This window comes from Bradyrhizobium sp. B097, assembly GCF_038957035.1.
Lineage (GTDB): Bacteria > Pseudomonadota > Alphaproteobacteria > Rhizobiales > Xanthobacteraceae > Bradyrhizobium.
On record NZ_CP152412.1, the window covers coordinates 8555248 to 8580292 of the forward strand.

At 64.8% G+C, this 25045-nt stretch carries 27 protein-coding genes; 9 read left to right on the forward strand and 18 right to left on the reverse strand.

Going from position 1 to position 25045, the window contains the following annotated elements; translation table 11 throughout:
* Positions 1–9: 9 nt before the first annotated feature.
* The 6 genes from AAFG07_RS39385 to AAFG07_RS39410 all read right to left on the reverse strand — a co-directional run bounded on the left by AAFG07_RS39385 (position 10) and on the right by AAFG07_RS39410 (position 6716).
* Positions 10–1881 (reverse strand): feruloyl-CoA synthase, encoded by a 1872-nt coding sequence (locus AAFG07_RS39385; protein ID WP_342724952.1) that lies wholly within the window; start codon positions 1879–1881, stop codon positions 10–12.
* On the reverse strand, positions 1878–2690 hold the full coding sequence (locus AAFG07_RS39390) for a crotonase/enoyl-CoA hydratase family protein (protein WP_342724953.1): 813 nt from the start codon (positions 2688–2690) through the stop codon (positions 1878–1880). Before AAFG07_RS39390 ends, AAFG07_RS39385 begins: the two co-directional genes overlap by 4 nt.
* Before the next feature lie 409 nt (positions 2691–3099).
* Positions 3100–3561 carry a DUF3237 domain-containing protein gene (locus AAFG07_RS39395; RefSeq protein WP_342724954.1) on the reverse strand — a complete coding sequence of 154 codons (462 nt, stop codon included), beginning with the start codon at positions 3559–3561 and terminating at the stop codon, positions 3100–3102.
* Positions 3562–3627: 66 nt separating this feature from the next.
* The gene (locus AAFG07_RS39400; protein ID WP_342729377.1) at positions 3628–4932 is read right to left on the reverse strand and encodes a TRAP transporter permease; all 1305 of its coding nucleotides are present in this window, start codon (positions 4930–4932) and stop codon (positions 3628–3630) included.
* Positions 4933–4950: 18 nt separating this feature from the next.
* Entirely contained in the window at positions 4951–5460 is a 510-nt protein-coding gene (locus AAFG07_RS39405) for a TRAP transporter small permease (RefSeq protein WP_092126276.1), read from the reverse strand.
* Positions 5461–5690: 230 nt separating this feature from the next.
* On the reverse strand, positions 5691–6716 hold the full coding sequence (locus AAFG07_RS39410) for a TRAP transporter substrate-binding protein (RefSeq protein WP_342724955.1): 1026 nt from the start codon (positions 6714–6716) through the stop codon (positions 5691–5693).
* 269 nt (positions 6717–6985) lie between these two features.
* Here AAFG07_RS39410 and pobA point away from each other — a divergent pair, with 269 nt between their 5' ends.
* Complete coding sequence (gene pobA, locus AAFG07_RS39415) at positions 6986–8155, forward strand: 4-hydroxybenzoate 3-monooxygenase (RefSeq protein WP_342729378.1); 1170 nt, start codon at positions 6986–6988, stop codon at positions 8153–8155.
* 287 nt (positions 8156–8442) lie between these two features.
* Complete coding sequence (locus AAFG07_RS39420) at positions 8443–8898, forward strand: PaaI family thioesterase (RefSeq protein WP_342724956.1); 456 nt, start codon at positions 8443–8445, stop codon at positions 8896–8898.
* A 16-nt stretch (positions 8899–8914) separates the two neighbouring features.
* On the opposite strand, the gene AAFG07_RS39425 is transcribed toward AAFG07_RS39420, so the two are convergent.
* The gene (locus tag AAFG07_RS39425) at positions 8915–9808 is read right to left on the reverse strand and encodes a LysR family transcriptional regulator (RefSeq protein ID WP_342724957.1); all 894 of its coding nucleotides are present in this window, start codon (positions 9806–9808) and stop codon (positions 8915–8917) included.
* A gap of 118 nt (positions 9809–9926) precedes the next feature.
* On the opposite strand from AAFG07_RS39425, the gene AAFG07_RS39430 reads away from it, so the two are divergent.
* Positions 9927–10562 (forward strand): pyridoxamine 5'-phosphate oxidase family protein, encoded by a 636-nt coding sequence (locus AAFG07_RS39430; RefSeq protein ID WP_342724958.1) that lies wholly within the window; start codon positions 9927–9929, stop codon positions 10560–10562.
* On the opposite strand, the gene AAFG07_RS39435 is transcribed toward AAFG07_RS39430, so the two are convergent.
* Together AAFG07_RS39435 and AAFG07_RS39440 are read right to left on the reverse strand one after the other, a co-directional pair.
* Entirely contained in the window at positions 10559–11290 is a 732-nt protein-coding gene (locus tag AAFG07_RS39435; protein WP_342724959.1) for a glutathione S-transferase family protein, read from the reverse strand. The genes AAFG07_RS39430 and AAFG07_RS39435 overlap by 4 nt on opposite strands.
* A gap of 64 nt (positions 11291–11354) precedes the next feature.
* Entirely contained in the window at positions 11355–11588 is a 234-nt protein-coding gene (locus AAFG07_RS39440) for a hypothetical protein (RefSeq protein WP_342724960.1), read from the reverse strand.
* Positions 11589–11781: 193 nt separating this feature from the next.
* Between AAFG07_RS39440 and AAFG07_RS39445 the strand changes: the two genes are divergently transcribed.
* The gene (locus tag AAFG07_RS39445; RefSeq protein WP_092119525.1) at positions 11782–12480 is read left to right on the forward strand and encodes a YafY family protein; all 699 of its coding nucleotides are present in this window, start codon (positions 11782–11784) and stop codon (positions 12478–12480) included.
* Complete coding sequence (locus AAFG07_RS39450; protein WP_342724961.1) at positions 12480–12815, forward strand: YkgJ family cysteine cluster protein; 336 nt, start codon at positions 12480–12482, stop codon at positions 12813–12815. Before AAFG07_RS39445 ends, AAFG07_RS39450 begins: the two co-directional genes overlap by 1 nt.
* 91 nt (positions 12816–12906) lie before the next feature.
* On the opposite strand, the gene AAFG07_RS39455 is transcribed toward AAFG07_RS39450, so the two are convergent.
* Together AAFG07_RS39455 and AAFG07_RS39460 are read right to left on the reverse strand one after the other, a co-directional pair.
* Positions 12907–13314, reverse strand: a complete 408-nt coding sequence (locus tag AAFG07_RS39455; RefSeq protein WP_342724962.1) for a hypothetical protein — start codon at positions 13312–13314, stop codon at positions 12907–12909.
* A 270-nt stretch (positions 13315–13584) separates the two neighbouring features.
* On the reverse strand, positions 13585–13938 hold the full coding sequence (locus AAFG07_RS39460; protein ID WP_083991990.1) for a DUF3307 domain-containing protein: 354 nt from the start codon (positions 13936–13938) through the stop codon (positions 13585–13587).
* Between the two features lie 407 nt (positions 13939–14345).
* On the opposite strand from AAFG07_RS39460, the gene AAFG07_RS39465 reads away from it, so the two are divergent.
* Positions 14346–15746 carry a TAXI family TRAP transporter solute-binding subunit gene (locus AAFG07_RS39465; RefSeq protein WP_342724963.1) on the forward strand — a complete coding sequence of 467 codons (1401 nt, stop codon included), beginning with the start codon at positions 14346–14348 and terminating at the stop codon, positions 15744–15746.
* A gap of 269 nt (positions 15747–16015) precedes the next feature.
* Here the strand turns inward: AAFG07_RS39465 and AAFG07_RS39470 are convergent, their stop codons facing one another.
* Both AAFG07_RS39470 and AAFG07_RS39475 read right to left on the reverse strand, forming a co-directional pair.
* Entirely contained in the window at positions 16016–16882 is an 867-nt protein-coding gene (locus AAFG07_RS39470; RefSeq protein ID WP_342724964.1) for a DUF6537 domain-containing protein, read from the reverse strand.
* Between the two features lie 29 nt (positions 16883–16911).
* The gene (locus AAFG07_RS39475; protein WP_176528717.1) at positions 16912–17580 is read right to left on the reverse strand and encodes a Crp/Fnr family transcriptional regulator; all 669 of its coding nucleotides are present in this window, start codon (positions 17578–17580) and stop codon (positions 16912–16914) included.
* Between the two features lie 318 nt (positions 17581–17898).
* Between AAFG07_RS39475 and AAFG07_RS39480 the strand changes: the two genes are divergently transcribed.
* Positions 17899–19011, forward strand: coding sequence for a cyclic nucleotide-gated ion channel (locus AAFG07_RS39480; protein WP_342724965.1), 1113 nt, complete (start codon positions 17899–17901; stop codon positions 19009–19011).
* A gap of 11 nt (positions 19012–19022) precedes the next feature.
* Positions 19023–19808, forward strand: coding sequence for an enoyl-CoA hydratase/isomerase family protein (locus tag AAFG07_RS39485; RefSeq protein WP_342724966.1), 786 nt, complete (start codon positions 19023–19025; stop codon positions 19806–19808).
* A 354-nt stretch (positions 19809–20162) separates the two neighbouring features.
* Here the strand turns inward: AAFG07_RS39485 and AAFG07_RS39490 are convergent, their stop codons facing one another.
* Both AAFG07_RS39490 and AAFG07_RS39495 read right to left on the reverse strand, forming a co-directional pair.
* A complete protein-coding gene (locus AAFG07_RS39490) occupies positions 20163–20597 on the reverse strand; it encodes a DUF6157 family protein (protein ID WP_342724967.1) in 435 nt (144 codons plus the stop codon).
* Between the two features lie 14 nt (positions 20598–20611).
* The gene (locus AAFG07_RS39495; protein WP_342724968.1) at positions 20612–21265 is read right to left on the reverse strand and encodes a glutathione S-transferase family protein; all 654 of its coding nucleotides are present in this window, start codon (positions 21263–21265) and stop codon (positions 20612–20614) included.
* An 84-nt stretch (positions 21266–21349) separates the two neighbouring features.
* Between AAFG07_RS39495 and AAFG07_RS39500 the strand changes: the two genes are divergently transcribed.
* A complete protein-coding gene (locus tag AAFG07_RS39500; RefSeq protein ID WP_342724969.1) occupies positions 21350–22354 on the forward strand; it encodes a YafY family protein in 1005 nt (334 codons plus the stop codon).
* Positions 22355–22587: 233 nt separating this feature from the next.
* Here the strand turns inward: AAFG07_RS39500 and AAFG07_RS39505 are convergent, their stop codons facing one another.
* From AAFG07_RS39505 to AAFG07_RS39515, 3 genes are all read right to left on the reverse strand, one after another.
* Positions 22588–22998, reverse strand: a complete 411-nt coding sequence (locus tag AAFG07_RS39505; RefSeq protein WP_342724970.1) for a hypothetical protein — start codon at positions 22996–22998, stop codon at positions 22588–22590.
* Between the two features lie 78 nt (positions 22999–23076).
* Entirely contained in the window at positions 23077–23787 is a 711-nt protein-coding gene (locus AAFG07_RS39510; RefSeq protein WP_342724971.1) for a nitroreductase, read from the reverse strand.
* A 2-nt stretch (positions 23788–23789) separates the two neighbouring features.
* Positions 23790–25034 (reverse strand): acyl-CoA dehydrogenase, encoded by a 1245-nt coding sequence (locus AAFG07_RS39515; protein WP_342724972.1) that lies wholly within the window; start codon positions 25032–25034, stop codon positions 23790–23792.
* Positions 25035–25045: the final 11 nt, after the last annotated feature.

Consider the following 25045-nt stretch of genomic DNA (forward strand, 5'->3'; position numbering starts at 1 on the left):
CTTGAATGGTCAGACGAGTTTGATCACCGATGCCGGCGGCACCGGCGCATAGAGCGCTTCGATGATGTCAGTGCGATGCTCCAGCACCGCGCGCTGGTTGATCGAGCCCTTGTCGGTGACCTCGCCGCGATCGATCGACAGCGGCGTGTCGAGCAGGATCGCCCGCGCGATCCGGTTCGACGAACCGGTGGCGCTCGCAAGGACCCGCGCGAAACGTTCGCGGAAGGCAGCACGCATCAGCGGGTCATTGGCCGCAGCCGCGATGTCGCCAGAGGCAAGCTGTGGATTGATCAGGCGGCAGCCATCGAGATCGAGGATCACGATCGCCGCCAGCTCGTCGCGGTTGAGCCCCGCGATCACGACGTCGCGCACCAGCGGCGCGCAGGTGCCGACGAAGCGGGCCCTTAAGGGTCCGACGCTGACCCAGGTGCCGCTCGCCAGCTTGAAATCCTCCGCGATGCGGCCATCGAAATCGAAGCCGGCAGCGAGATCACCAGCGTTGGCCGGCTTCAGCGCATCGCCGAACTTGTAAAAGCCTTCCTCGTCGAACGCCTTGGCGGTGAGCTCGGGCTGCCGCCAGTAGCCGGGCGTCACGTTGGGACCTTTGGCGCGCACCTCGAGCTTGCCGTTGTTCGGGACCAGCTTCGCATCATTGCCCGACACCGGAAGCCCGACATGGCCGGAGCGGCTGGTATCGGGCCGCACCGACATGAAGAACGGCGAGGTCTCGGTAGCGCCGAGCCCGGTCAGCATGGGTACGCGGTAGCCCGTCTCCTGCACCGCGAGCGCATCGAGGCTGTTCCAGATGAACGGCGACAACGCCGCACCCGAGAAGAACATGGCATGCAGCCGGTGGAAGAATTTTGCCCGCAGACCTGCGTCGTCGCGCAGATAGGGCAGCAGCGATTCATAGCCTTTGGGCACGTTGAAATAGACCGTCGGCGAGATCTCGCGCAGGTTACGCACGGTCTCCTCGATGCCGCCAGGCATCGGCTTGCCCTCATCGAGATACATCGAACCGCCGTTATAGAGCGTCAGCCCGACATTGTGGTTGCCGCCAAACGTGTGATTCCACGGCAGCCAGTCGACGATGACAGGCGGCTCATCCTTCAGGAACGCCAATGTCTCCCGCAGCATCACCTGGTTGGCGCAGATCATGCGCTGGGTGTTGATGACGGCCTTGGGATTGCCGGTCGAGCCCGACGTCAGCAGGAATTTTGCAATGGTATCCGGGCCGATCGCGGCATGGGTCGCGTCGAGGCGCGGATCTTCCGGCGTTGGCACGAGATCGGCGAGCCGCGTCACCTCGCGGCCGGGCACGGTCCCGCGGCTTGCCGCGATCTCGACGTCGGGGCCGATATTGACGCGCAGGGCGTCGGCGAATTTGTCGGCATCGTCGACGAAGACGAGGCCCGGCGTCAAAAGCTTGATGACGAAGCTGAGCTTGCCGTAGTCGCGCGACACCAGCGAGTAGGCCGGCGACACCGGACAGAACGGAATGCCGGCATAGAGTGCGCCGAGTGCAATCAGCGCGTGATCGATCGAATTGCCTGACAGGATCACGATCGGTCGCTCGGCCGACAGCCCGCGCGCGATCAGCGCGGACGCGATGCGTCGGGTCGTCTCCAACAACTGCGCGTAGCTGATCTGCCGCCAGCCTCCGCCGGCTGCACGTTCGGCCATGAACACCCGGCTCGGCTCGGCTTTCGCCCAGTGATGCAGCCGGTCGGTGAGGCGAACGGGATAGTCGGCGAGATTGAGCTTGGGGCGGAGGTAGATCGTGCCGTCGTCGCCGCGCTCGACGGTGACATCAGGGTTGCCGAACGAAATCGGGCGCAGCGGATGCGCACTCGCAGCGGACGCAGACGGCGTGGCGTTCATGTCGGCTTCACCTTGGCGGTCTTGCGATCCAGGAAGGCGCGGATGCGCTTCTTGGCTTCCTTGTCGCTCTGCGCCACCGTCGCCATCAGCGATTCCATCAAGAGGCCGGTCTGCGGATTGGCCTCGGCGATCATCGGCAGCGCCTGCAGCACGGCGAAATTGGTCAGCGGCGCATTGGCGGCGACGCGCTCGGCCAGCTCCAGCGCCTTGGGCAACGCGCCGTCGGCTTCGGTGAGATATTGCGAGAAGCCGTAGGCCGCGCCCTCGGTCGCCGAATAGACCCGGCCGGTCAGCATCATGTCCGCCATCCGGGGCACGCCGATCAGGCGCGGCAGCCGCACCGATCCGCCGCCGCCGACGAAGATGCCGCGCTGGCCCTCGGGCAGCGCGAAGTAGGCCGACGGCTCGGCGACCCGGATATGCGCCGCGCAGGCAAGCTCCAGTCCGCCGCCGATCACCGCGCCCTTCAGCGCGGCGATCACCGGCACGCGGCAATACTGGATGCGGTCGAACACGCGGTGCCACATCTGGGAATGCACCAGACCCTCGGTGGCGTCACGCTCGGTCAGTTCGGAGAGATCGAGGCCGGACGAGAAGTGATCGCCGACACCATGGATGACGACGGCGCCGACCGTGTCGGGAATCGCTGAAAAGCAATCCCGCAGCGCCAGGATGATGCCGTCGTTCAGCGCATTGCGCTTGGCGGGCCGGTTGAGCCCGATGGTCAGCACCGCCCCTCGCATCTCGATCCTGAGCAGCGAGGCATCACCCGCGTCGGCAGCGTTTCCCATGGCGTTATTGTTTCCCATTCAGAATAGTTATGTTTTATAACGATTGGCGCCGGAGTCAATATGGGACAATGGAAGGACTGACTGAACCGGCCGTCATTGCACGCGGCCCAATTCCATTCGCGGTGTCATCACCCGCGAAAGCGGGTGATCCAGTATTCCAGAGACGCCAGTGCTTGAATCGAGAAGCCGCGGCGTACTGGATCGCCCGGTCAAGTGTGCGATGACGGTGGGGTGCCTCACAACGATCGTCGTCCTGGCGAAAGCCAGGACCCATAGCCACCGAATTTGCTTGTGAACGGGAACGCGGCCCCGGTGTCGCACGACAACTGACATTTGGGGTAATGGGTCCTGGCTTTCGCCAGGACGACACCGAATGTGTTGCGCCAGTTGTGAATCTCGGCGGATGGGACGAACAAGTGGGCGAAAGCTATAACACCTGATGCACGTCGATCACGACGCGGTCGGCGTGGCGGGCGGCGGAGCCGATGAAGATGTGCTCCATCAGCCAGCGGTACTTTTCGGCGCCGGTTTCGAATTTCGGCACGGTGCGGAAGTAGATCAGCTTCGGGTCGACCGGTTCGCCGCGCTTGAGCTTCTCGAGCAGATCGACCGGCCCGAAGCGGATGCCCTTGTTCTCGACATAGACGACGGCGCCGTCGTCGGTCTCGAAGGCATATTTTGCCTCCAGCTCGATCAGCTCGCTGGGCCGGATGATCTGGAAGTCGGCGCCGAACGGCAGCACCTTGCCGTTGACGGTCGCGCCCGTCACCTCGCCGCCGATGATCGGAATGATGCGGCGGACGCCGGTGCCGATGTCGCCGGCGGAGGTCACCTCCGCGATCTTGGCGGTGATGGTGAAGACGTACCTGGTCTGAAGTTCGGGCACCATGGATAACCTATATTTTTAGGCATGATCCTTTTCGGAAAACCGGGTCCCACTTTTCCGGGATCATGCCTAACCTATCATGCGCTGCGGCAGCCAGGTCGCCAGCAGCGGGAACAGGATCAGGATCACCAGCCGGATCAAATCGGTGATCACAAACGGCAGTACGCCGACGAAGATCGTCGACATGTTGACGTCCTTGATCACGCTCTTGATCACGAACACGTTCATGCCGACCGGCGGGTGGATCAGGCCGAGCTCCACCGTCATGACGATGATGATGCCGAACCAGATCGGGTCGAAGCCGAGCGCGGTCACCACCGGAAACACGATCGGCACGGTGAGGATCACCATCGCCATCGCGTCCATCAGGCAGCCGAGCACCAGATACATCATCAGGATCAGCGCCAGCACGCCGTAAGGACCGATGCCGAGCCCGGTGAGGAATTCGGTGACGTTCTGCGGCGTCTGGGTGATGGTGAGGAAATAGCCGAAGCAGAGCGCGCCGATCAGCACGGTGAACACCGCCGCCGCGGTGCGCGTTGCCTGCAGCAGCGATTGCAGGATGCCGTCCTTGGTCAGCTTGCCCCTGAGGATGCCGATGATGAAGGCACCGACCGCGCCGACCGCGCCCGCTTCGGTCGGGACGAAGAAGCCGCCATAGAGGCCGCCGATCACGAACAGGAACAGCAGCAGCGGCGACCAGACGTCGCGCATAGCCATGGCGCGCTCATGCCACGACGCCTTCTTGCCTGCCGGCAGGAAGCCCGGCCGCGTCACGCCGATGATGCCGATCGTGATCATGTGCATCAGGATCGCGAGCAGGCCCGGCACCACACCCGCGATGAACAGCTTGCCGATATCCTGCTGGGTGATGATGCCGTACACCGCAAGCACCGTGGATGGCGGCAGCATCGCCCCGAGCGTGCCGCCGACCGCGATCACGCCGGTCGAGAAGGATTGCGGATAGCCGAAGCGGCGCATTTCGGGATAGGCCACCGCCGAGAAGGTCGCGGCGGTCGCGACCGACGAGCCCGAGATCGCGGCAAAACCGCCGCAGGCCGCGATGGTCGCAATGCCGAGGCCGCCCTTCCAGTGGCCGACGAAGGTGTTGGCGGCGCGGAACAGCTCACGGCTGATGCCCGAAACCGACACGAAGGCGCCCATCAAGAGGAACATCGGGATCACGCCGAAGGAATAATCCGTCACCGTGCGCATCGTGGTCTGGCCGACCAGCTTCAGCGCCGGGGCGAAGCCGGTGAGATAGCCAAAGCCGGTGATGCCGACGAGGCCCATCGCCATGCCGACGGGCACACGCAACAGCATCAGCGCGAACAGGCAGACGAAGCCGATGACGGCGACGGCCTCTGGACTCAAATCGAGACTCATGGCCGTCTACTCCGCGGTCTTGATCTTGGCATCATGGATATCTTCCGGATGGAAGATCAGGCGGTAGGTCCGGATCGCGATCAGCAGCACCGCGGAGACGTCGCCGAGCCACGACACCAGGAAGAACGGCCAGACCGGAACGCCGAGATCCATGGTGACGATGTGGCTGTTCCGGGTGTCGATCACCTTGTCGACCAGCGTGTAGGTCTGCACCGTCACCACGAACAGCAGCACCAGCGTCGCGAAGATATCGATCCAGCGCTGATAACGCGGCGAGGCATTGGCCCAGACCAGATCCACGGTGATGTGGGTGCCGCGATAGCTCGTCGCTGCGATGCCCCAGAAGATCAGGATGCCGAGCAGGAACTGGCCGAAATTGTAGTAGTCGGGGATCGTCACCGAGAAGAACTTGCGCATGAACACCGCGGTGAAGGTGTTGAGCGCGACGACGCCGACGAAGAAGGCCGCCACCCATTCGATCGAATCGATGAAGCGGTCCATGAAATTCTTGCGCACCGGCTCGGGTGGACCGGTGATCGCGCCGTCCTGGGAAACTTCGGCAGATTGCGTCATGCGTTGCTTCGATGAGCTCCCTCGCCCCGCTCTTGCGGGGAGAGGGTTGGGGTGAGGGGCTACTTCCACGAGTCGTGAATGCGGTGAGACCTATACCCCCTCACCCGGATCGCATCCGACGATGCGATCCGACCTCTCCCCGCACGCGGGGAGAGGTGAAGGGGTAGCGCAAATCAGATCCCCGCCTCGTACTTCTTCAGCGTAGCCTGCAGATCGGCCTCGATCTTCTCCGCATCGCCGCCGGCCTTCTTCACGGCCTCGGCCCAGCTGTCGCGCAGCGGCTTGACCGCCTTCTTCCACTCGGCGAGCTGATCCGGGCTCAGCGGATAGACCTCATGGCCTTGCAGCGCCTTCATCTTGGTGCGGCCATTGGCCTCGAACTCGGTCCAGGGGTCGGTGACCTTGGAGGCCCATTCCGGCGTGCAGTGGTCGTCGATCACCTTTTTCTGGGCATCCGACATCGCATTATATTTGGCGAGGTTGATGTTGTAGGTGAACACCGTCGTGTAGAGCGGCACGTCCATGTGGTACTTCACCACCTTGTCGATGCCGAACAGGAAGATCGATCCCCAGGGGAAGGTGATCTCGTCGGCGACGCCGCGCTCGATCGCATCGCGCGATTCCGGCGCGGAGGCCTGCACATTGGTGCCGCCGAACATCTTCACCATCTCGCCGATGGTGCTCTGCGCGGGGCGCACCTTCACGCCGCTAAGGTCGCTCGGCAGCACGATCTTCTTCTTGCCGTGCAGCGCGCCCGGATCGTGGATGAAGGCGAAGCAGAGCTTGGTGTCCTTCATCTCGGTCGGCGCGTATTTGTGGTACCACTCGTTGAGCGCCAGCGTGCCCTTCTTGCCGTCCGAGAACACGAACGGAAGCTGGCCCGCGGCCGCGATCGGGAACCGGCCGGGCTGATAGCCGGGATTGACATAGGTGACGTCGGCGATGCCGTCGCGCGCCATGTCGTAATGGTCGAACGCCTTGCCGAGCTGCTCGGACGGAAACACGGTGACCTTGATGGTGCCACCCGATGCCTTCTCGATATCGGCGGCCCAGGCCTGCGTCGCCGGCACCAGCGGATGCGCCGGCGGCACCCAGAGCGACACTTTGAGATTGACGGTCTTGTCCTGCGCCTGCGAAGGACCTGCGGCCGGCACGATGGCGGCGGCTGCCATCAGCAGCGCCAACAAACTCTTCCTCATCACCTCTCCTCCTCTCCAGGACGGGCTTCGTGCCCGGTCTCATTACTTAACATGTTATCTAATTCGCACGGATATTCAAGACGAAATCCGCCAGCCGGGACGCCTCGTCGCACCCGGCCCTTCCGGCATCTTGCGCTGCGGCGAACGCAGGTCCCGCGCAAATCCGCCTTGCCAAAACTGTTATATGATATAGTTGCCTTGGCAAGTTGATGGCGACCGCCCCGGCGCGGGCGCCTGCTGAAAGCCTATCCGATCGGGAGGAACAGGTGTTGCGGACAAAAGTAGCAATCATAGGCGCAGGTCCGGCCGGACTGTTGCTTGGGCAACTACTTCATACTTTCGGCGTAGACAACGTCATTCTCGAGCGGCAGACCCCGGATTATGTGCTGGGGCGGATCCGCGCCGGCCTGCTCGAGGAAGGCACCGTGTCGTTGCTCGACAGCGTCGGCGCCGGCGCCCGGCTGCACCAGGAAGGCCTGGTTCATCACGGCGTCGAGCTGGCGTTCGGCGGGGCGCGGCACCGCATCGACATGCATGCGGCCACCGGCAAGACCGTGACCATCTACGGCCAGACCGAGGTCACGCTCGATCTGATGAACGCCCGCAAGGCGGCCGGCCTGACAACGGTCTACTCCGCCGCCGATGTCAAACCGCATGATTTCGACACCGACCACCCGCGCGTCACCTACGTCAAGGACGGCGTCAGCCACGAGATCGCCTGCGATTTCATCGCCGGCTGCGACGGCTTCCACGGCGTCAGCCGCGCCAGCGTGCCGGCGTCGGCGATCACCAGCTATGAACGGGTATATCCGTTCGGCTGGCTCGGCATCCTCTCGGAGACGCCGCCGGTCTCGCCGGAGCTGATCTACAACAACCACGCGCGCGGCTTTGCGCTCTGCACGATGCGCTCGACCCATCGCAGCCGCTATTACGTGCAGTGCCCGCTCGACGATCACATCGATCAATGGTCGGACGAGCGGTTCTGGGATGAATTGAAGCGGCGCCTCGACCAGAAGGCCGCCGACGAGATCATCACCGGCCCGTCGATCGAAAAAAGCATCGCGCCGCTGCGCAGCTTCGTCGCCGAACCGATGCGGTTCGGCCGCATGTTCCTCGCCGGCGACGCCTCGCACATCGTGCCGCCGACCGGCGCCAAGGGGCTGAACCTTGCGGCCAGCGACGTGCATTATCTGTCACAGGCGCTGCGCGAATATTATGACGAGAAATCCTCTGATGGCCTCGACGGCTATTCGGGACGCGCGCTGGCGCGGGTCTGGAAGGCGGTGCGGTTCTCGTGGTGGATGACCTCGATGCTGCACAAATTCCCCGACGAGGGCGAATTCGCCGCGCGCATCCAGATCGCCGAGCTCGACTACCTCGTCAGTTCGAAGGCGGCGTCGACCTCGCTGTCGGAGAACTATGTGGGGCTGCCGTTCTAGGGCAGGTCGCTGTTTCCTTCGTCGAGCACCCTCGCCCATACACCCTCAGCCGTCATACCCCGCGCATGCGGGGTATCCAGTACGCTGCGGCTTCTCGATTCATGCCGTACGGTCTCTGGAATACTGGATCGCCCGGTCAAGCCGGGCGATGACAGCGGGAGATGTGGCGACAGGCCGGAGCCACATTCAAACACCTGCGCAAATCCCGTTTAAAACTTTGTAGGCGGTGAAACCGCGGTCGACATCGCGTTCAATGGCGTCAACGCAACGCCATGCACGAGATTCAGATGACCCCTGATACGCAAGTCGCCCCCGACATTCCTCAAGACGTCCCCGAAGGCTTCGAGCCGCTGTTCCGCAAGAGCCCGCTCACCGAGCCCTGGGAGCCGCTTTATGCGAAGAAGACCGAGCGGTCCGTCATTATCGGCCTGCGGCTGGCGAGGCCGCACACCAACGGCCGCGGCCTGATCCATGGCGGGCTGATCGCGGCACTCTCCGACAACGCGATGGGCTATAGTTGCGGCCAGGCGACCGGCTGGACCACCTCGTATGTGACGATCTCGCTCACGGTCGATTTCGTCGGCTCCGCCAATGTCGGGCAGTGGCTCGCGATCGAGAGCGATGTGATCAAGACCGGCAGCACGATCTGCTTCGCGCAGAGCCTGATCAAGGCCGACGGCGCGACGATCGCGCGCGCCAGCGGCACGTTCCGCGTGGTGCCGAAGAAGGCGCCCGTGAGCTGATCGCTCTCGCGAGAAGCTAGCCGAAGTGCCAGTCGGTGATCTCGGTGATGAGATCGATGAAGGTCCGCACCTTGGCCGACAGCAGCCGGGATGTCGGGTAGACGACATGGATCGGCACCGGCGGCTGCTCGAATTCGGCGAGCACGATTCGGAGCCGCCGCGCCTTGAGCGATTCGGCGGCCTGGTAGGCCATCACCCGGGTCAGCCCGCCGTCCTGCTCGGCGTACTGGATGGCGGCATCCGAGCTGTTGCTGGTGAAGCGCGGCGTCGGCGTGATGCGAATCTCCTGCCCGTCCTCCATGAAGCGCCAATCCGGCGTCGCGGTCATCGCGCCGAACTGAATCGTGTCATGGGCGGTGAGGTCCGCCGGCCGCTTCGGCTCGCCGCGAAGCTTGAGATAGCCGGCCGAGGCCACCACGATGCGGCGCATCTGGCCGACATGCCGCGCCACCAGCGTCGAATCCGGCAGGTGTCCGAGCCTGACCGCGAGGTCGACGCCATCCTCGACCAGGTTGATCCGGCGATCCGACAGCCGCAGGTCGACGCCGACATCGGGATAGCGTTTGAGGTAGGCGGTCACGACCGGGCTGACATGGAGCCGCCCGAATCCGAACGGCGCCGAGATCACCAAGCGGCCTTCGGGGCGGGTGCGCTCGCTCTCGACCGCGTCCTCGGCCTCCTCGACGTCGGCAAGGATCCGCCGCGCCCGCTCGAGGTAGCGGGAGCCGGCGTCGGTCAGCGTCACCTGCCGCGTGGTCCGCTGCAGCAGCCGCGCGCCGAGCCGCTCCTCCAGCGCCGCGATCAGCCGCGTGATGGCGGACGGAGACAGGCCGAGCTTGCGGGCGGCGGGGGCAAACCCCTCGAGGTCCGCCACCGCGACGAAGGCCTGCATGGCGTCGATCCGGTCCATGGCACTATTGCATAATCGGCAACAGTGAAGTGTCAATGCACCAGATTGCCTACGATCCGGAAATGCCCATGTTAGAGGCCGAGAACGGCCGCTTTGTCGCCCGCGGCGGGAGACTGAGATGTCAGAGGTTCGCAGCTATTCGAGCGATGTCGGGTTCACCCCGGCGGTGAAAGAAATTCAGACCCGCAAGGGGTCGCGCGCGACCTATGCCGAGGTCGAGGCCCATGGCGGCTGGCAAACCGAGGTCGACGAGAACCTCGCCGCTTTCCTTGCCAACACCAACAGCTTCTATCTCGCCACCGCCTCGGCCGGCGGTCAGCCCTATATCCAGCACCGCGGCGGGCCGAAGGGCTTCATCAAGGTGCTCGACAAGCACACCATCGCGTTCGCCGATTACAGCGGCAACCGGCAGTTCATCACCCAGGGCAATCTCTCCGAGAACCCGAAGGCGTACATCTTCGTGATGAATTACGCGTACCGGCAGCGCGTGAAGATCTGGGGCGAGGCGCGGGTGGTTGAAGACGATCCGGCGCTGACCCGTTCGCTGATGCCGCAGGGCTATCGCGCGCGGCCCGAGCAGGTGATCCTGTTCAAGGTCGCGGCGTGGGACACCAACTGCCCGCAGCACATCCCGCAGAAGTTCGACGCGGCCGATGTGGCTAGCGCGCTCGCCTCGCGCGACCAGCGCATCGCCGAGCTCGAGGCGGAGCTCGCCGCGTTGAAGGGCGAGCCCGCTCCTGTCCCAGCCGGTTAGGCCGCCTGCTGCTGCAACGGCGCCCAAGCGAACTCCGGATAATATTGCTGCATCATCCGGCCGACATAGGCGGTGAGATTGTCGAACTTCTCGGTGCGCTCGCGCAGCGGCGAATCGAAGAACGGCGTCAGGATTCCCGCCAGCGCGCCGAACGCGGTGGCGTCGGTGCCGCACGGCGCGTTGCCCATCAGGTAGGGCTTGTCGCCGAGCTGCACCGACAGCGCAAACAGCGAGCGCAGCGCGAGATCGACATCCTCGTCGGGGCCGTGGCGGCCAAGCCCGCTCAACAGATAGTTCTCTGCGACGCGGAACTGGGCGTCCTCACGCAGCTTGTCGCGCAGGTGATCGGGCGCGCCGTCGAAGAAATGCGCGGGCCCTTTGGCGAAATTGGTGTCGTCGACCCACCGCGCGCCGACCAGTGCCCAGTAGACGTGATGCTCGATCATGCGCTCGAAGGCCCAGGCCTGCGCGCGCGCTTGCAGGCTCAGCGGCGCGTCGAAATCGAAACCGTATTTGCCCTCGATATGGGCGCGGATGAAGGTCGAATCGGCGATCGTTTCGCCGTCATCGGCGATGAAGGGCAATTGCCCCTTGGGCGAGGCCGGCGGCACCGCCTTCTCCTTGCGATAGTCGAGCCCGGCCATCTTGAGCTGGACCTCGGTTTTGGTCACGAAGGGGCTGATTTCCGGCAAGCCGAAGCCCGTGCCAAAGCCAAAAAGCGTAATCATATGAAGCTCCCGATCGCCTGTGGTCGTGAATTGAAGCTAGCCGCCCCCTGCTGCCAGCATGGTGTCAGCAGTAGTGGCATTCACTGTCGAGCGGGCCGACGGGCGCGAGGCGGCGAACCGCCTCGCGAACGCACTTGACCAGCCGTGCCCGCCCGTAGGACCAGGCTGCGCTGATGGACTGAGCGACCAGCGCGACCAGGGCCCAGCGCAGGTCACCGGAGGTGGAGTAGACCGTGACCAATTGTTCCAGCGCGAAGCTCTGCGCCTGCCGGAAACCGAGTTCATCAAGATTCGTCATGGACAAATTCCCTTCACTTGAGGTGTTGTCCTGATATAGCCCCCACCTGCTGCCAACATGCTGTCAGCAGCAGTGACAGGGGGCGCGAAAAGCCGACCCGCCGAGACACTGCGAGACCCGTCAAGACACTCGTCAAGACAGCTGCCAAAACACTGCCAAGACACCCGCCAAGAGAGCGACCAAGAGAATTGCCATGAGACGCGCCGACCGGCTGTTTCAGATCATCCAGGTGCTCCGCCGCACCCGTAAGCCTTTGACCGCGGATGCGATCGCAGCCGAACTCGAGACATCGAAGCGGACCATCTATCGCGACATCGCCAGCCTGATCGAGCAGCGGGTGCCGATCCGCGGCGAGGCCGGCATGGGCTATATCCTGGAGAAGGGCTTTGACCTGCCGCCCTTGATGCTGACACCCGACGAAATCGAGGCCTGCGTGCTCGGCGCGCAATGGGTGGTCGGTCATGCCGATCCGGCATTGGCGCGCGCGGCCGAGGACCTGATGGCCAAGATCGCCGAGACCGTGCCCGACCGGCTGCGGCCGTTCGTGCTGGAGCCGGCGAGCCGCGCCCGCTCGGCCTGGAACCGGGAGCCGGACCGTATCGACATGGTCAGGACCCGCAGCCAGATCCACGAAGGCAAGAAGATCACGCTCAACTATCGCGACGAGCATGGCCGCGATAGCGAGCGCACCATCTGGCCGATCGCGGTCGGCTATCACGAGGCGGTACGGCTGCTCGCCGCCTGGTGCGAGCTGCGCAAGGATTTCCGCAGCTTCCGCACCGACCGCGTGGTCACCGCGATCTATCATGACGAGAAATATCCGGAACGGCGCGACCTGCTCAGGGCGCGCTGGCGGCGCAGCCTGGTGTGGGAAGCACCGAGGGACACCTGATGACCGGCAACGCGATCGACGCGGCGGACGCGAGCCCCTGCCAGTCCTGCGGCGCCTGCTGCAGCTATTCGGAGAACTGGCCGCGCTTCACCGTGGAGGACGACGCGCAGCTCGATCTGATCCCGCCGCAATTCGTCAACGCGCGGCAATCAGGGATGCGCTGCGAGGGCGACCGCTGCTCGGCGCTGTCAGGCCGGGTGGGCGAAGCAACGCGCTGCGAGGTCTATGCGGTGCGGCCAGAGGTGTGCCGAACCTGTCTGCCGGGCGACGCGGAATGCGCGATGGCGCGGCGCCGGCACGGGCTGCCGCTCATCCCGAGCACGCAGCCGGATTGAGCACGGCTCTTTTATTTGCGCATGATCTCCGCGCAAACGCGTTCCGCGTTTGTCGCGAGGGAAAACCGGTTTCCACTTTTCCGGATCATGCTTAAGCCGTCACAGTCACCGTCTCGCTGACGTCCTCGTCGTCGAGCTCGTCGTCGACAACAGGCGCGAAGCTCGACAGCGGCTTGGTCGACAGCGTGATCGGCTTACGGCCGCCATGCGACACGGTCGCAGCACGGGCCGGCTCACGCGACAATGCGTACAGCGTCGATCCGACGCGGCCGCCGGAATTGACCAGCTCCCATTCGCTGCAGCTCGACGCAATCGCGAGTGCGAGTGCATGCAGATGGCTGCGGCGATAGCAGAACAGCGCGAGCATCGCCCTGACGTCGGGCGCGACATTGGCAACCAGCAGCGTAAGCCCGTTCGGATTGGCGCGGTACATCTGGCCGAGCAGGTCGTCCGCAACTGGGCAGGCATCGTTCTCGAACGCGTCGCGGCTTGAAAACATTTGCAAATCCCCCTCGATCGGGAAGATGCCGCGCAATCCTCTAACGAAAGGTTAACCACGGCCTCCGGTCGCCTCCGGGGCCCCTTGCCCGTTGCACGCGAATCACATCCGCCCGCCGCTGGAGCGTTTCCAAGCGAAGCGGATGCCGGTCGCGTGAGGAGAGCGCGTCAAAACAAGAATCCAGAGCTCTGTTCCGATTCCATCGGAATGGAAGCGGCTCTGGCGGCCCGATCATGTTCTGAAATGTAGGAAGCGGCGTCCGCGCGCCGCTTAGTTCGCGGCCATGTAGATCGACAGCGCGAATCCGGTGAGGTGGTGCAGCGCCTGGTCGACCCCGATCAGGGTCCAGAACCAGGGATGGCCGGACTCCAGCGTCACGCCGAAATGCGAGGCGCAGATGCCCTTGCAGCGATCGACGATGATGTGGATCACGAAGTCGACGAAGGCGACGTACCAGAAGCGCGGCGCCACCACCAAGATCAGCGCCAGCGCGACCGCGAGATGGACCAGGCAATGCGCGAGCAGCGGCATGGCCCAGCCGGTCTTCTGATCCTTGCCGATCGCCATCCAGGCGTTCTGCAGCATGAAGTCAGCGATGATGTGCTTTGCGGTGAGAAGCAACATCCATCCCACCAGGGCACCAACCGACACCGACGATGACATGGAAGGAAACAACAAGCTGACGCCCTTTTACTTCGATGAATGTGATTGCAAGAAATCCGGGTCAGGCCGTCAGCACAATTCCGCAAAGCGGAGCTTGTGTCATTTATGACATCTCCGGCGGCGGAATGCACCTGCGGTCCCCCGAAAATCACATCTGGGTTCTGGCGTCGATAGTGGCGATGGTCATGTGGCATCGCGGCGCAGACGAACCGGGATTAAGGTTACGGCGGGTGGCCGGTTTGCATTCCCGCCGGGGAGGTATATCGTCGGCGGCACAGGAAATTTTCTTTCTTTTATAGTCATTTACGGATTTGCCGGGCAGCGCCGCGCCGTTGCGGCAACGGGCCGTCCCGGACGGGTGATCAGCCATGAGTGCCGAAGCCCCCGCGCCTCCGCCGGTGCTGCCGCGACCACGCCCTCCGGTCGCCAAGAGCAACCGCGCGCAGATCATCATCTTCACCATGCTGACGCTGTTCTTGAGCGCCATCACCGTGATCGGCGGCCGGGTCTGGCTGCGCAATTCGGAAACGCTGGTGTTTGCGGTCGGCGATGCCAACGGCCCGGAGGCCAAGTTCGCCGCCCGCCTCGCTACCGTGCTGAAGACCAATTCGTCGCGGCTGCGGCTCAAGATCGCGCCGAACCCCGACAACGCCAAGGCGCTGGTGCAGTTCGATCGCCGCGCCGCAACGCTTGCGATCCTGCGCACCGATGCAAAGGTGCCGCCGCGCGCCCGCGCCATCGCGATCCTCGAGCATGATTTGGTGCTGGTGCTGAGCCCCGGCGGCAAGAAGATCAAGTCGCTGACCGAACTGAAGAGGAAGAAGATCGCAGTCGTCGGCGACGGCGAGAACAGCGTCAATTTCGTCCGCAGCGCGCTGGAGATTTCCGACAGCCCGGATGCGGCGCAGCGGGTGCAGCAGGCGCCGCCGAACACGCCGTTCGACAAACTGTTCGCTTCGGGCTTCGCCGCCGTGGTCGTGATCGAGCATGCCTCGAAGATCATCAAGGACAAGACCTACGAGCAATATGCCAAGCGCGCCGGCGGCTTCACCTTGAACGCGATCGACGAGGCCAAGGCGCTGGCACGCAAATATCCGGCGATCTCGGAGGAGACGGTCTCGACCGGCATGCTGTCGTCCTCGCCGGCGATCCCCGACGACGACGCCGACACCATCGGGCTGGAATGGCTGCTGGTCGCGCAATCCTCGATGTCCACGACCACGGCGGCCGAACTCGCGCGCATCGTCTATGAGAACAAGTCCGAGCTCGCGCTCGACGACGGCTTCGCCTCCAAGATCGAGCCGGCGGCGACCGACAAGGACGCCTTCATCGTCGCCCATCAGGGTGCGGCCGAATACATCAATGACGATACCAAATCGTTCATGGATCGCTACAGCGACGTGATGTATCTCGGCGTTGCCGCGCTCAGCATCATCGGCTCGATCTTCGCTGCGATCTACACCAAGATCACCCGCGTCGCGCCGGAGAAGGCCAGCGAACTGGCGAGCCGGATCCTCGACATCGGCGAGCGCGTCGAGCACACCACCTGCGCCGAACATCTCGACGAATTGCAGGACGAGCTCGAGGCGATCCTGCGCGGCGCGGTGATTGGCTTGCGCGACGGCACCGTTTCCGGCGACGGCCTCGACACCTTCAAGCTCGGCTACGAGCTGGTCCGAGACGAGATCGCGCTGCGCCGCGACCATCTCAAGCGCCACCCGCCGGCAGTCGATGACAATCTCGTGGTGGTGAAGACCGCGAACGGGTGAAGGCAGTTGCATCGCATACACGCTGCCATTAGCCCCGTCATCCTGAGGTGGCCGCTTCTTCAGCGGCCCTCGAAGGATCGACGGCCACCGGCCGGTGGCCGTGCATCCTTCGAGGCTCGCAAGAGCTCGCACCTCAGGATGACGGGAAGCAACTTGTGCAGGGCTATTTCCACCGTCATTGCGAGGAGCGTTAGCGACGAAGCAATCCATGCCTCCGCGCATGGAGACGGATGGATTGCTTCGCTGCGCTCGCAATGACGTGGGCAGGCCTACGCCGCCGGCACCCGGGCGCGAATCTCGGCGATCTTGCGCTTCAGCGACGCCTGCCGCGGATCGGGCATGATGGCGGCGCGGGCCTCGGTGATGGCGGCGGCAAGATCGGGGAGCGCGAGCACGCCGTCGAAGGTCGGCTTGACCAGTCCGTCGATGATCACGTGCCAGTCCGCGATGCCCTGGCGATAGGGATCGCCGTAGCCCTGGATCATGGTCGCGGTCTGCACAATCGCCGAGGCCGCGCCCGGCTGCTTGGTCAGGCTGCGGTCGATCATGTGCAGCCAGCGCTCGACCCAGATCCGTTCCTTGGCGTAGCGCCCCGAGAACAGCCGCCAGCGCTTCAGGCCGGCCTCGATCCGGAGCCGGCGAACGCTGAAGCGGGTGTTGGCGCTGAAGCGGATCGAGACCCGGCGGCGCCGCCAGCCGAGCTGGTCGAGCACGGCGAGGATCGGATCGGCGACCATCGCAGGCAGGGCGTCGATCAACTCGTCGAAGCGGAGCTTCTTGACGTCGTCGGCCGAGCGCGCCGCAAGGCCGCCCGCCGCGTTGACTTCGCCGAGCTTGAGCTGCGCGATGCGGATCGCGTCCTCATAGGCCATGCGCTCGGCCATCAGCCGCGCGATCTCGGCAAGCAGGGCGTCGTCAACGACGCGGCGGCCGACGAAGCGCTTGAGCCGGTCGATGTAGAGCTGGGCGTAGCTCGTGCTCTGATAGGCGATCAACAGCTGGATGGCATCGGTGACCGCGGGCCCGAGGTGGTCCGGGCAGGCGTCGGGCAACACCGGCGGCCCCTCGTCCTCATCGCCGATGATATCGGCAAACAGGTAACGAAGCGAAGCCAGCAGACTGTCGTCATCCGGCACTGCGGCGCCTCCAGAACTCGTCGCGGGGCTCATGCAGGTTTTGGCTCCGCGACCTGTGGGGTGGCGTGCTGCGCGAGCCGCTGCTCGAGCGTCGAGATATTCTCGAACAGGCGGGCGCTGAACAGACGCAGGAGGTAGAAGCCGAACGCCGGGTTCTGAACGTAAAGCTGCTCGACCTGGTCATAGGTCACCGACAGCACCATGCCGGTTTCGACGCACTCCAGCGTCTGGGTGCGGGTGTTCGACGGCGACAGCATGCCGAACTCGCCGACGAGGGCGCCGACCGGCAGCTCGATGCCGGATTCGACCAGGCGGAAGCGGCCGCTGACAATGTAGAACATGCTGTCGGCCTTCTCGTCCTTGTAGAACAGGACTTCGCCCGCGGTGCATTTGCGCTCGGTCGTGAACGGCCTCAGCCAGTCCATCGACAGATCGCTGTTGACCGATTTCTTCACGTTGCGGACCAGCTGCAGCATCTGGTGCAGCCGATAGGTGTTCACCGGCAACAGCACGGCATGCAGGATCAGCGTCGCGTAATTATGGGTCGGGACGGCGGTCGCGATCAGGATGATGTTGGTCAGGATGGCGAAGACGCGCAACGGGATCATGGTCCGCATCGACAGCGTGGCGACCACGAAGATCGATGCAAAGAAACTGCCGGCGGCGCCGGCGTGCTCCGCGAGATGTGAGGTATCCATCGGAAACCAACCAATTTCTCAAGAAGTGAACAAGATCGCCCTATTAGTCGCTTCATTCCGGCCGAGGTCGCATCGTTGACCAGCATCCCTGATATACGGTGAAAAAGCGACGATTTGTCTGATTTCTCACATTCGCGGGCGCAAAAACGGGCCAACATGGTTAGGCCATTCGTCCAACATTTGGGACTTTCGCCGCGACCATCCCGCCACCGCCTGCGCGTTGACGGCCTCAACCGGGAGAGGCACGTTGTGACACAGGCTCCGCCATTCGCAGGGGCCTCAATTCCAGCAGTTCAGCGACAGGCAAGCTCCGTTCCGATGTCCAAGCCGATCGTCCTTCCGGCCTTGACGCGCTTCATTTCCGCCACCGCCGGCCGCAACATGACCACGGCGGCCTATGTCGCGGTCGCGGTCGGTGTCGCCATGATGACGCTGCTGACGGTCGCGCCGGCCTATGACGCGGTCCCGCACTGGGTCGATGCGCTGCTGTGGGCCTGCCTTGCCTATTTCGTGTTCGAATGGCTGGTGCGGCTGCGGCACATGCGGCGGCAGGACAAGCTCTGGTTCTACGCGCTATCAAGCGCAGGCGTCGTCGATGCGGTCGGCGCGCTGGCGGTGCCGCTGGCCCTGCTCGCCGGCACCGAGCCGAAAACCGCATGGCTGCTCGGCGTGCTCTGGGTGCTCAAGGTGGTGCCGGGCATTCCCGGCCTGCGCCAGCTCCGGCGCGTGCTCGTCGTGGAATCCGGCCCGCTGCTCAGCGTGCTGGTGATCTTCCTGATGGTGGTGTTCCTGGCCTCGGTCGCGGAATACTTCCTGGAGCGGGATGTCCAGCCGCAGACCTTCGGCAGCGTGCCGGCGGCGCTGTGGTGGGCGGTGGTGACGCTGACCACGACAGGCTATGGCGACGTGGTGCCGATCACCCCGCTCGGCCGCATGGTCGCCGCCATGGTGATGATCTCGGGCCTCGGCGTGTTTGGGCTGTGGACCGGTATTCTGGCGACCGGCTTTGCCGCGGAAACCCGTCGCGACAATTTTCTGAGAACCTGGGAAACCGTGAGCAAGGTGCCGTTCTTCGCGCATCTCGGCCCGGCCGCGATCGCGGACGTCACCCAGGTGCTGCGGACCATGGACCTGCCGCCGCGCACCATGATCATCCGCAAGGACACCAATGGCGATTGCATGTATTTCGTCGCTGCCGGCGAGGTGGAGGTCGACCTGCCCGGACGCAAGGTGAAGCTCGGCGAAGGCGCGTTCTTCGGCGAGATGGCGCTGCTCGGCAACGCCAAGCGGGGCGCCAGCGTCTCGACCAGCAAGGTGACCCGGCTGTTGGTGCTTGACCTCGTCGATTTCCGCCTGTTGATGGCAAGGCATCCCGATCTCGCCGAGACCATTGACGCCGAGGCGAAGCGGCGCGAACTCGAGAATCAATGATGGAGACTGATATGGCCGAGTTGGCCGACACCGCCAGCGGACCCGTGCTCGAAATCGCCGGCGCCCGCGCCACGATCCGCCTCAACCGGCCGAAGCATCTCAACCGCCTGCAGGCCGAGGATCTCGGCGAGCTCGTCAGGCTGTTCGACCGGATCGAGGCCGATCCCGCGATCCGCGTGCTGGTGCTGACCGGAACCGGCCGCGCGTTCTCCGCCGGCTACGACCTCAACTCGGTCGCCGAGCGCGCGGTGAGCGAGAGCGAGCAGCAGAGTGCGGGCTCGGCGTTCGAGGTCGTGGTCAACCGGCTCGAGGATCTCTGCGTGCCGACGATCTGCCGGCTCAATGGCGGCGTCTATGGCGGCTCGACCGACCTCGCGCTCGCCTGCGATTTCCGCATCGGCGTCGATACTGCCGAGATGTTCATGCCGGCGGCGCGGCTCGGGCTGCACTATTACAAGAGCGGCATCCGGCGCTACGTCACGAGGCTCGGGGTCGACAACGCCAGGATGCTGTTCCTGACCGCGCAGAAGATCACGGCGCCGGAGATGTTGCGGATCGGCTACCTCACCGCCATGGTGTCGCTCGACCTGCTCGACGAGGAAGTCGACAAGCTTGCCACGATCCTGGCCGGCAATGCGCCCAAGGCGATGGCCGGCATGAAGCGCGCGATCAACGAATTCGCTCGCGGCGCGCTGGATGAGGCCGCCGCCGACCAGCGCCACCGCGACAGCATGCGCGGCGACGAGATTAAGGAAGGCATCAAGGCGTTCGCCGAGAAGCGGCCACCGAGGTTTTAGAGGCAGCACGCCAAGCCATTGGTACCGTCACCCTGAGGAGCGCGGAACGCACGTCTCGAAGGGTCGACGGCCCGGCTGGTGGCCGATTCATCCTTCGAGGCTCGCTGCGCTCGCACCTCCAGCGACAAAGGTTTCGCCTTTGCGCGGGGATGACGGGACTGGGAGGATGCACCGATGCTTCACCCTCCCCTGGAGGGGGAGGGTCGTTGCGCATGTAGCAAAGCGGAATGCGCAGCGGGGTGGGGTGATCTCTCAACACGAGCGGTGCCGAGTGGAGAGAGATCACCCCACCTCGCCGCTCATTTCATTCGCGTCGATCCTCCCCCTCCAGGGGAGGATGAGAGCAGCGTCCCCTCACGTCCGCTTCGACCGCATCGCGCGCGTCTGCGCGATGTCAGGGTCGCGGGCCAGCACCTGGTAGCGCTTGCTGTCGACGGCGTAGATCGCGATGCGGCCCTCGGCGTCGGCGTGAACGCCCCAGCCGAAACGCTTGCCGAGCGGCGAGGCGCGCATGCAGGCCTGGCCGCGCGAGAAGAACGTCTCGCGGGCGAGGCTGCGCGCCTTCTTCGCCGCCTTCGCATCGAGCGCGCGGCCGGCCGACGAGGTGGCGAACACCACGTCGTCGGAGGTGTATTTGTAGGGCGCTTCGGCGATCATCCGGTATTGCAGCACGGCAACCGTCGGCTGGCCGCCACGCAGCTGCGGCTCCTCGCCGCGCTGCGCCGGGCAATCCTCGGCGACGCGGATCAGGGTGTTGAAGCAGTTGGTGCTGTACAGCGGTTTCGCCATCGGCACGATCCGTATCACACTCCGGCGGCGGCTGCATGCTGCGCCGCCATCTCGTCGTCGGCCTTCGATATCCGGATGAAGGCCGGGCGCGCGGCGATGCGTTCGGAATAGCGGACGAAGACGTCCCTTTTCGGCACGATGCCGAACATCATGGTCCAGCTGAGCGCGATGCCCCAGAGGATGTCGGCCGCCGTGATCTCTTCGCCGAGCAGATAGGGCCCCTTTGCCAGCTGCGCCTCGAGCGCGCCCAGCATGGTGTCGTAATCGGCGTAGGGCGACTGCGTGATCGGCGCCGGCTCGCGCTTCATGAAATGGTCGATCACGGCCGGCTCGAACGACGAGCCGTAATAGGCGATCCAGCGCAGATACGGGCCGCGGCGCGGATCGTTGAGTGCGGGCGTGAGACCGGCCTGCGGAAACAGATCGGCGAGATAGATGAAGATCGCGACCTGCTCGGTCACCAGCGCGTCGCCATGGCGGATTGCCGGCACCTTGCCGAGCGGATTGATCGCGAGATAGGCGTCCTTGCGCTGCTCGGCCGCCTTCATGTTGAGGATGTGTAGATCATAGGGCGCGCCGAGTTCCTCCAGCAGCACACGCGCGCCGGTGGCGCGGCTCTGCGGCGAGTAATACAGCGTGACGCGGTCGGTGGGGGCAGCGGTGGTCATCAGCGGATCTCCTTGCGCCGTCAGGGCGCATGACCTCCTTATGTCCGCCTATACCTGACATCTTGTGTCAGGTATAATTTGGCCATGCGCGCGAGCCGGCTGTTTTCCATCCTCACCACCCTGCAGGCTCGGGGACAGGTCACCGCGCCCGAACTGGCCGAGGCCTGCGAGGTCTCGGTGCGCACGATCTATCGCGACATCGATGCGCTCTCGGCTGCCGGCGTGCCCGTCTATGCCGACCGCGGCGCCGAGGGCGGCTATCGGCTGCTCGACGGCTACCGCGTGCGGCTCAACGGGCTATCGCAGGGCGAGGCCGAGGCGCTGTTCATGGCCGGCCTGCCCGGCCCTGCCGCCGCGCTCGGCCTCGATGTCGCGATGGCGGCGGCGCAGACCAAGCTGATGGCGGCGCTGCCGGAGAATCTTCGCCCCAACGCGCGGGGCATGCAGCAGCGCTTCCATCTCGACGCGCCGGGCTGGTTCGGCGAGACCGAGGAGCCGAAGCATCTGCGCGCCATCGCAAGCGCCGTGCTGCGCGAAACCCTGATCGAGATCCGCTACCAGAGCTGGAAGGCCGAGAAGCGCCGGCGCCTGGCGCCGCTCGGCCTCGTGCTGAAGGGTGGCAGCTGGTACCTCGCCGGCTTGGTCGACGGCAATGTGCGCACCTACCGCGTCGCCCGCGTGCTGGATTGCACCGCGCTGGAGACACCGTTCGCGCGGCCGGCGGAGTTCGATCTCGCCACCTACTGGCGCGCCTCGATCGCGCGGCTCGAGGCCGAGCTGCATCCAAACGAGGCCACGGTGCGGCTGTCGCCGTTGGGGCTGCAGCTGTTCGATGCGCTGGCCCACCCTTACGTGAAGGCGCGGATGCAGCTTACCGATGGCCCTGAGCCCGACGGCTGGCGCGTCGCCACCATGCCGGTCGGCAAGACGGTGTGGCACGCCGCCTCCGAGCTGCTGCGCCTCGGCGCCGAGGCCGAGGTGATTGAACCGCAGGAACTGCGCGAGAAGATGGCGGAGCTAGCGGGCGCGATGGCCGCGCGCTATGCGGCCCCGCCCGCGCGGCGCGCGGTGGCGAGACGCAAGGGTTGAGGCGCGAGACGCCAAGGCGCGATGAGCTTGGATTGAATGGTAGTCGCAGGGACGGTGCGCCCCCTCTCCCGCTTGCGGGGGAGGGCTGGGGTGGGGGCTCTCTCCGCGAGTCGCATTGCGGAGAGAGCCCCCACCCGTATCGCATCTGCGATGCGATACGACCTCCCCCGCAAGCGGGAGAGGTGAAGGAGTCTGCCGCGAGATCGATTCAACCTAGCCCCATCAAGCCCTGGTCAGTACCGGCTGTCGGAGCTGATGACGAAGCGGTCGAGAAAGTTGACGGGCAGGATCTCGAACCGGCCGAGCGTGAGCGTAATCCCGGTCACGAAGTCGACGCCCTTGATCGTGCCCTCGAGATCGATCCGCCGGCCGCGGCGCAGGCCGCGTGTTTCCGGATGTTGCTCGATGTCGATGTAGGCATAGATCGGGTTGTCGAGCCGGGAATGGCGATGCCAGCCGCGTTGCAGAAAGCTGAATTGCAGCACGGAGCCCGCGCCCCAATCGATCGCGTCGAAGAAGCGGGTCTGCCAGGCAACGGGCTGTCCTAAATAATGCGCGGCGATGAACGCGTCGCGCTCAAGCGCAGGCAGACGGTGCAGTTGCCAGCTGATCTCCGCCGGCGTCAGGGAGGCGTTATTCGCCATTGTTGTTCTAGTCGTTCTTCTTGTCGTTTCTTCTTGTCCTCGGCGGGAGGGCGAACCGACCTTCCCGCCTTGAGGAAGTTATACATCCACAAATGTGACAGTATCCGCAACAGTTGCGCGCGACGTGCGGTAGCTGTTCACCTTGTGCGCATGATCGGCATAGCCGAACGAGATACCGCAGACAACCCGGCGGTCGTCGGCCAGGTTGAAATGGCGGCGGATCAGGCCGGAATGGCGCGCGATCGCGGCCTGCGGAATGGTGCCGAGCCCGAGCGCCTGCGCGGCCAGCATGAAGGTCGAGACATAGCCGCCGCAGTCGATCGCACCATAGATGCCGAGCGGCTCGTTGGTGTGGATCACGGCAATGTGCGGCGCGCCGAAGAAATTATAGTTCTCCAGCGCCTGCTTAGCGTAGGCCGCCCTGTCGCCGCGCGCGATGCCGAGCGTGTTGTAGAGCTGGAACCCGCTTTCGCGGCGGCGCTCCAGATAGACCCCGACATATTCGCGCGGCGGCGTGAAGTCGTAATCCTCGCCGAGGCCGCGCGAGGCCTCGGCATAGATCGCCTTGCGAAACCGCTCCTTGGCCTCGCCGGAGACGATCAGGACCTCCCAGGGCTGACTGTTGCACCACGACGCGGTGCGCTGCGCGGTGGCGAGGATATGCTCGATGACGTCGCGCGGCACCTCGCGCGGCTGGAACGCGCGAACCGAGTAGCGCTCGTTGAGCAACTCCTCGAGCGCGCCGATGCGGTCTTCGGCCGCGAAACGCGGCTTGGTGGTGGCATCCATGCTCAACGGCCCTTGGTCGGGATCTTGTTGTAGGGCACGTCCTTGTCGACGCGGATGTCGCCCGGCAGGCCGAGCACACGCTCGGCGATGATGTTGCGCAGGATCTCGTCGGTGCCGCCGGCGATACGCATCGAGGGCGACGACAGCAGCATCTGCTGGAACTGGCCGTTGGCCTGCTCCTCATCGGTGCCGGTGAGGCTGCCCGCCGCGCCCTCGAGGTCCATCGCATAGGTCGCGATGTCCTGCAGCATCAGGCCGGAGACGAGCTTGCCGATGGAATTTTCCGGACCCGGCCGCTCGCCCTTCGACAGCGCCGAGATCGCGCGGTAGCTGGTGTATTTCAGCCCGCTCGCCTTCACCGCCCAGCTCGCAAGCTTCGAACGCACTGCCGGATCGTCGATCGCGAGGCCATCCTCGAGCATCAGGTTGGAGCAGAACTCGAACATCTCCGGCACGCCGGTCGCGAGCCGCGAGCCGATCGACATGCGCTCGTTCATCAGCGTGGTCAGCGACACGCTCCAGCCCTCGCCGACCGCGCCGAGGCGCTGGCTGTCCGGGATCACGACGTCGGTGAAATAGACCTCGTTGAACTCCTGCATGCCGTTGGCCTGCTTGATCGGCCTGACCTCGACGCCCGGGCTCTTCATGTCGAGGAAGAACATGGTGAGGCCCTTGTGCTTGGGCACATTCGGATCGGTGCGCGCGATCAACAGGCCGTAGTCGGAGTAATGCGCGCCGGAGGTCCAGATCTTCTGGCCGTTGACGACCCAGTTGTCGCCCTTCTTCTCGGCGCGGGTACGCAGGCCGGCGACGTCGGAGCCGGCCGACGGCTCGGAGAACAGCTGGCACCATATCTCCTCGCCGGAAGCGAGCTTCGGCAGATAACGGCGCTTGGCGTCTTCGGAGCCCCAAGCCATCACGGTCGGGCCGCACATGCCCTCGCCGATCTGGAACGGTTGCGTCAACTTGCCGTAGACGCCCTCCTCCTGCTGCCAGATCACGCGCTCGATCGGGGTGGCGCCGCGGCCGCCATATTCCTTCGGCCAGTGCAGGCAAGCCCAGCCGCCCTCCGCCTTCTTCTTCTGCCAGGCCTTGCCGACCTCGACCATGTCGTGCTTGGCAAGCCTGATGCGGCCGAGCGAGGATTTTGACAACTCCTCCTCGAACTCCTTCGGCGCTTTGGCGGCGATCCAGGTGCGCGCAACCTTACGGAATTCGGCTTCCTGCGGCGTGTCATCGAAATTCATGGCGAACCTCT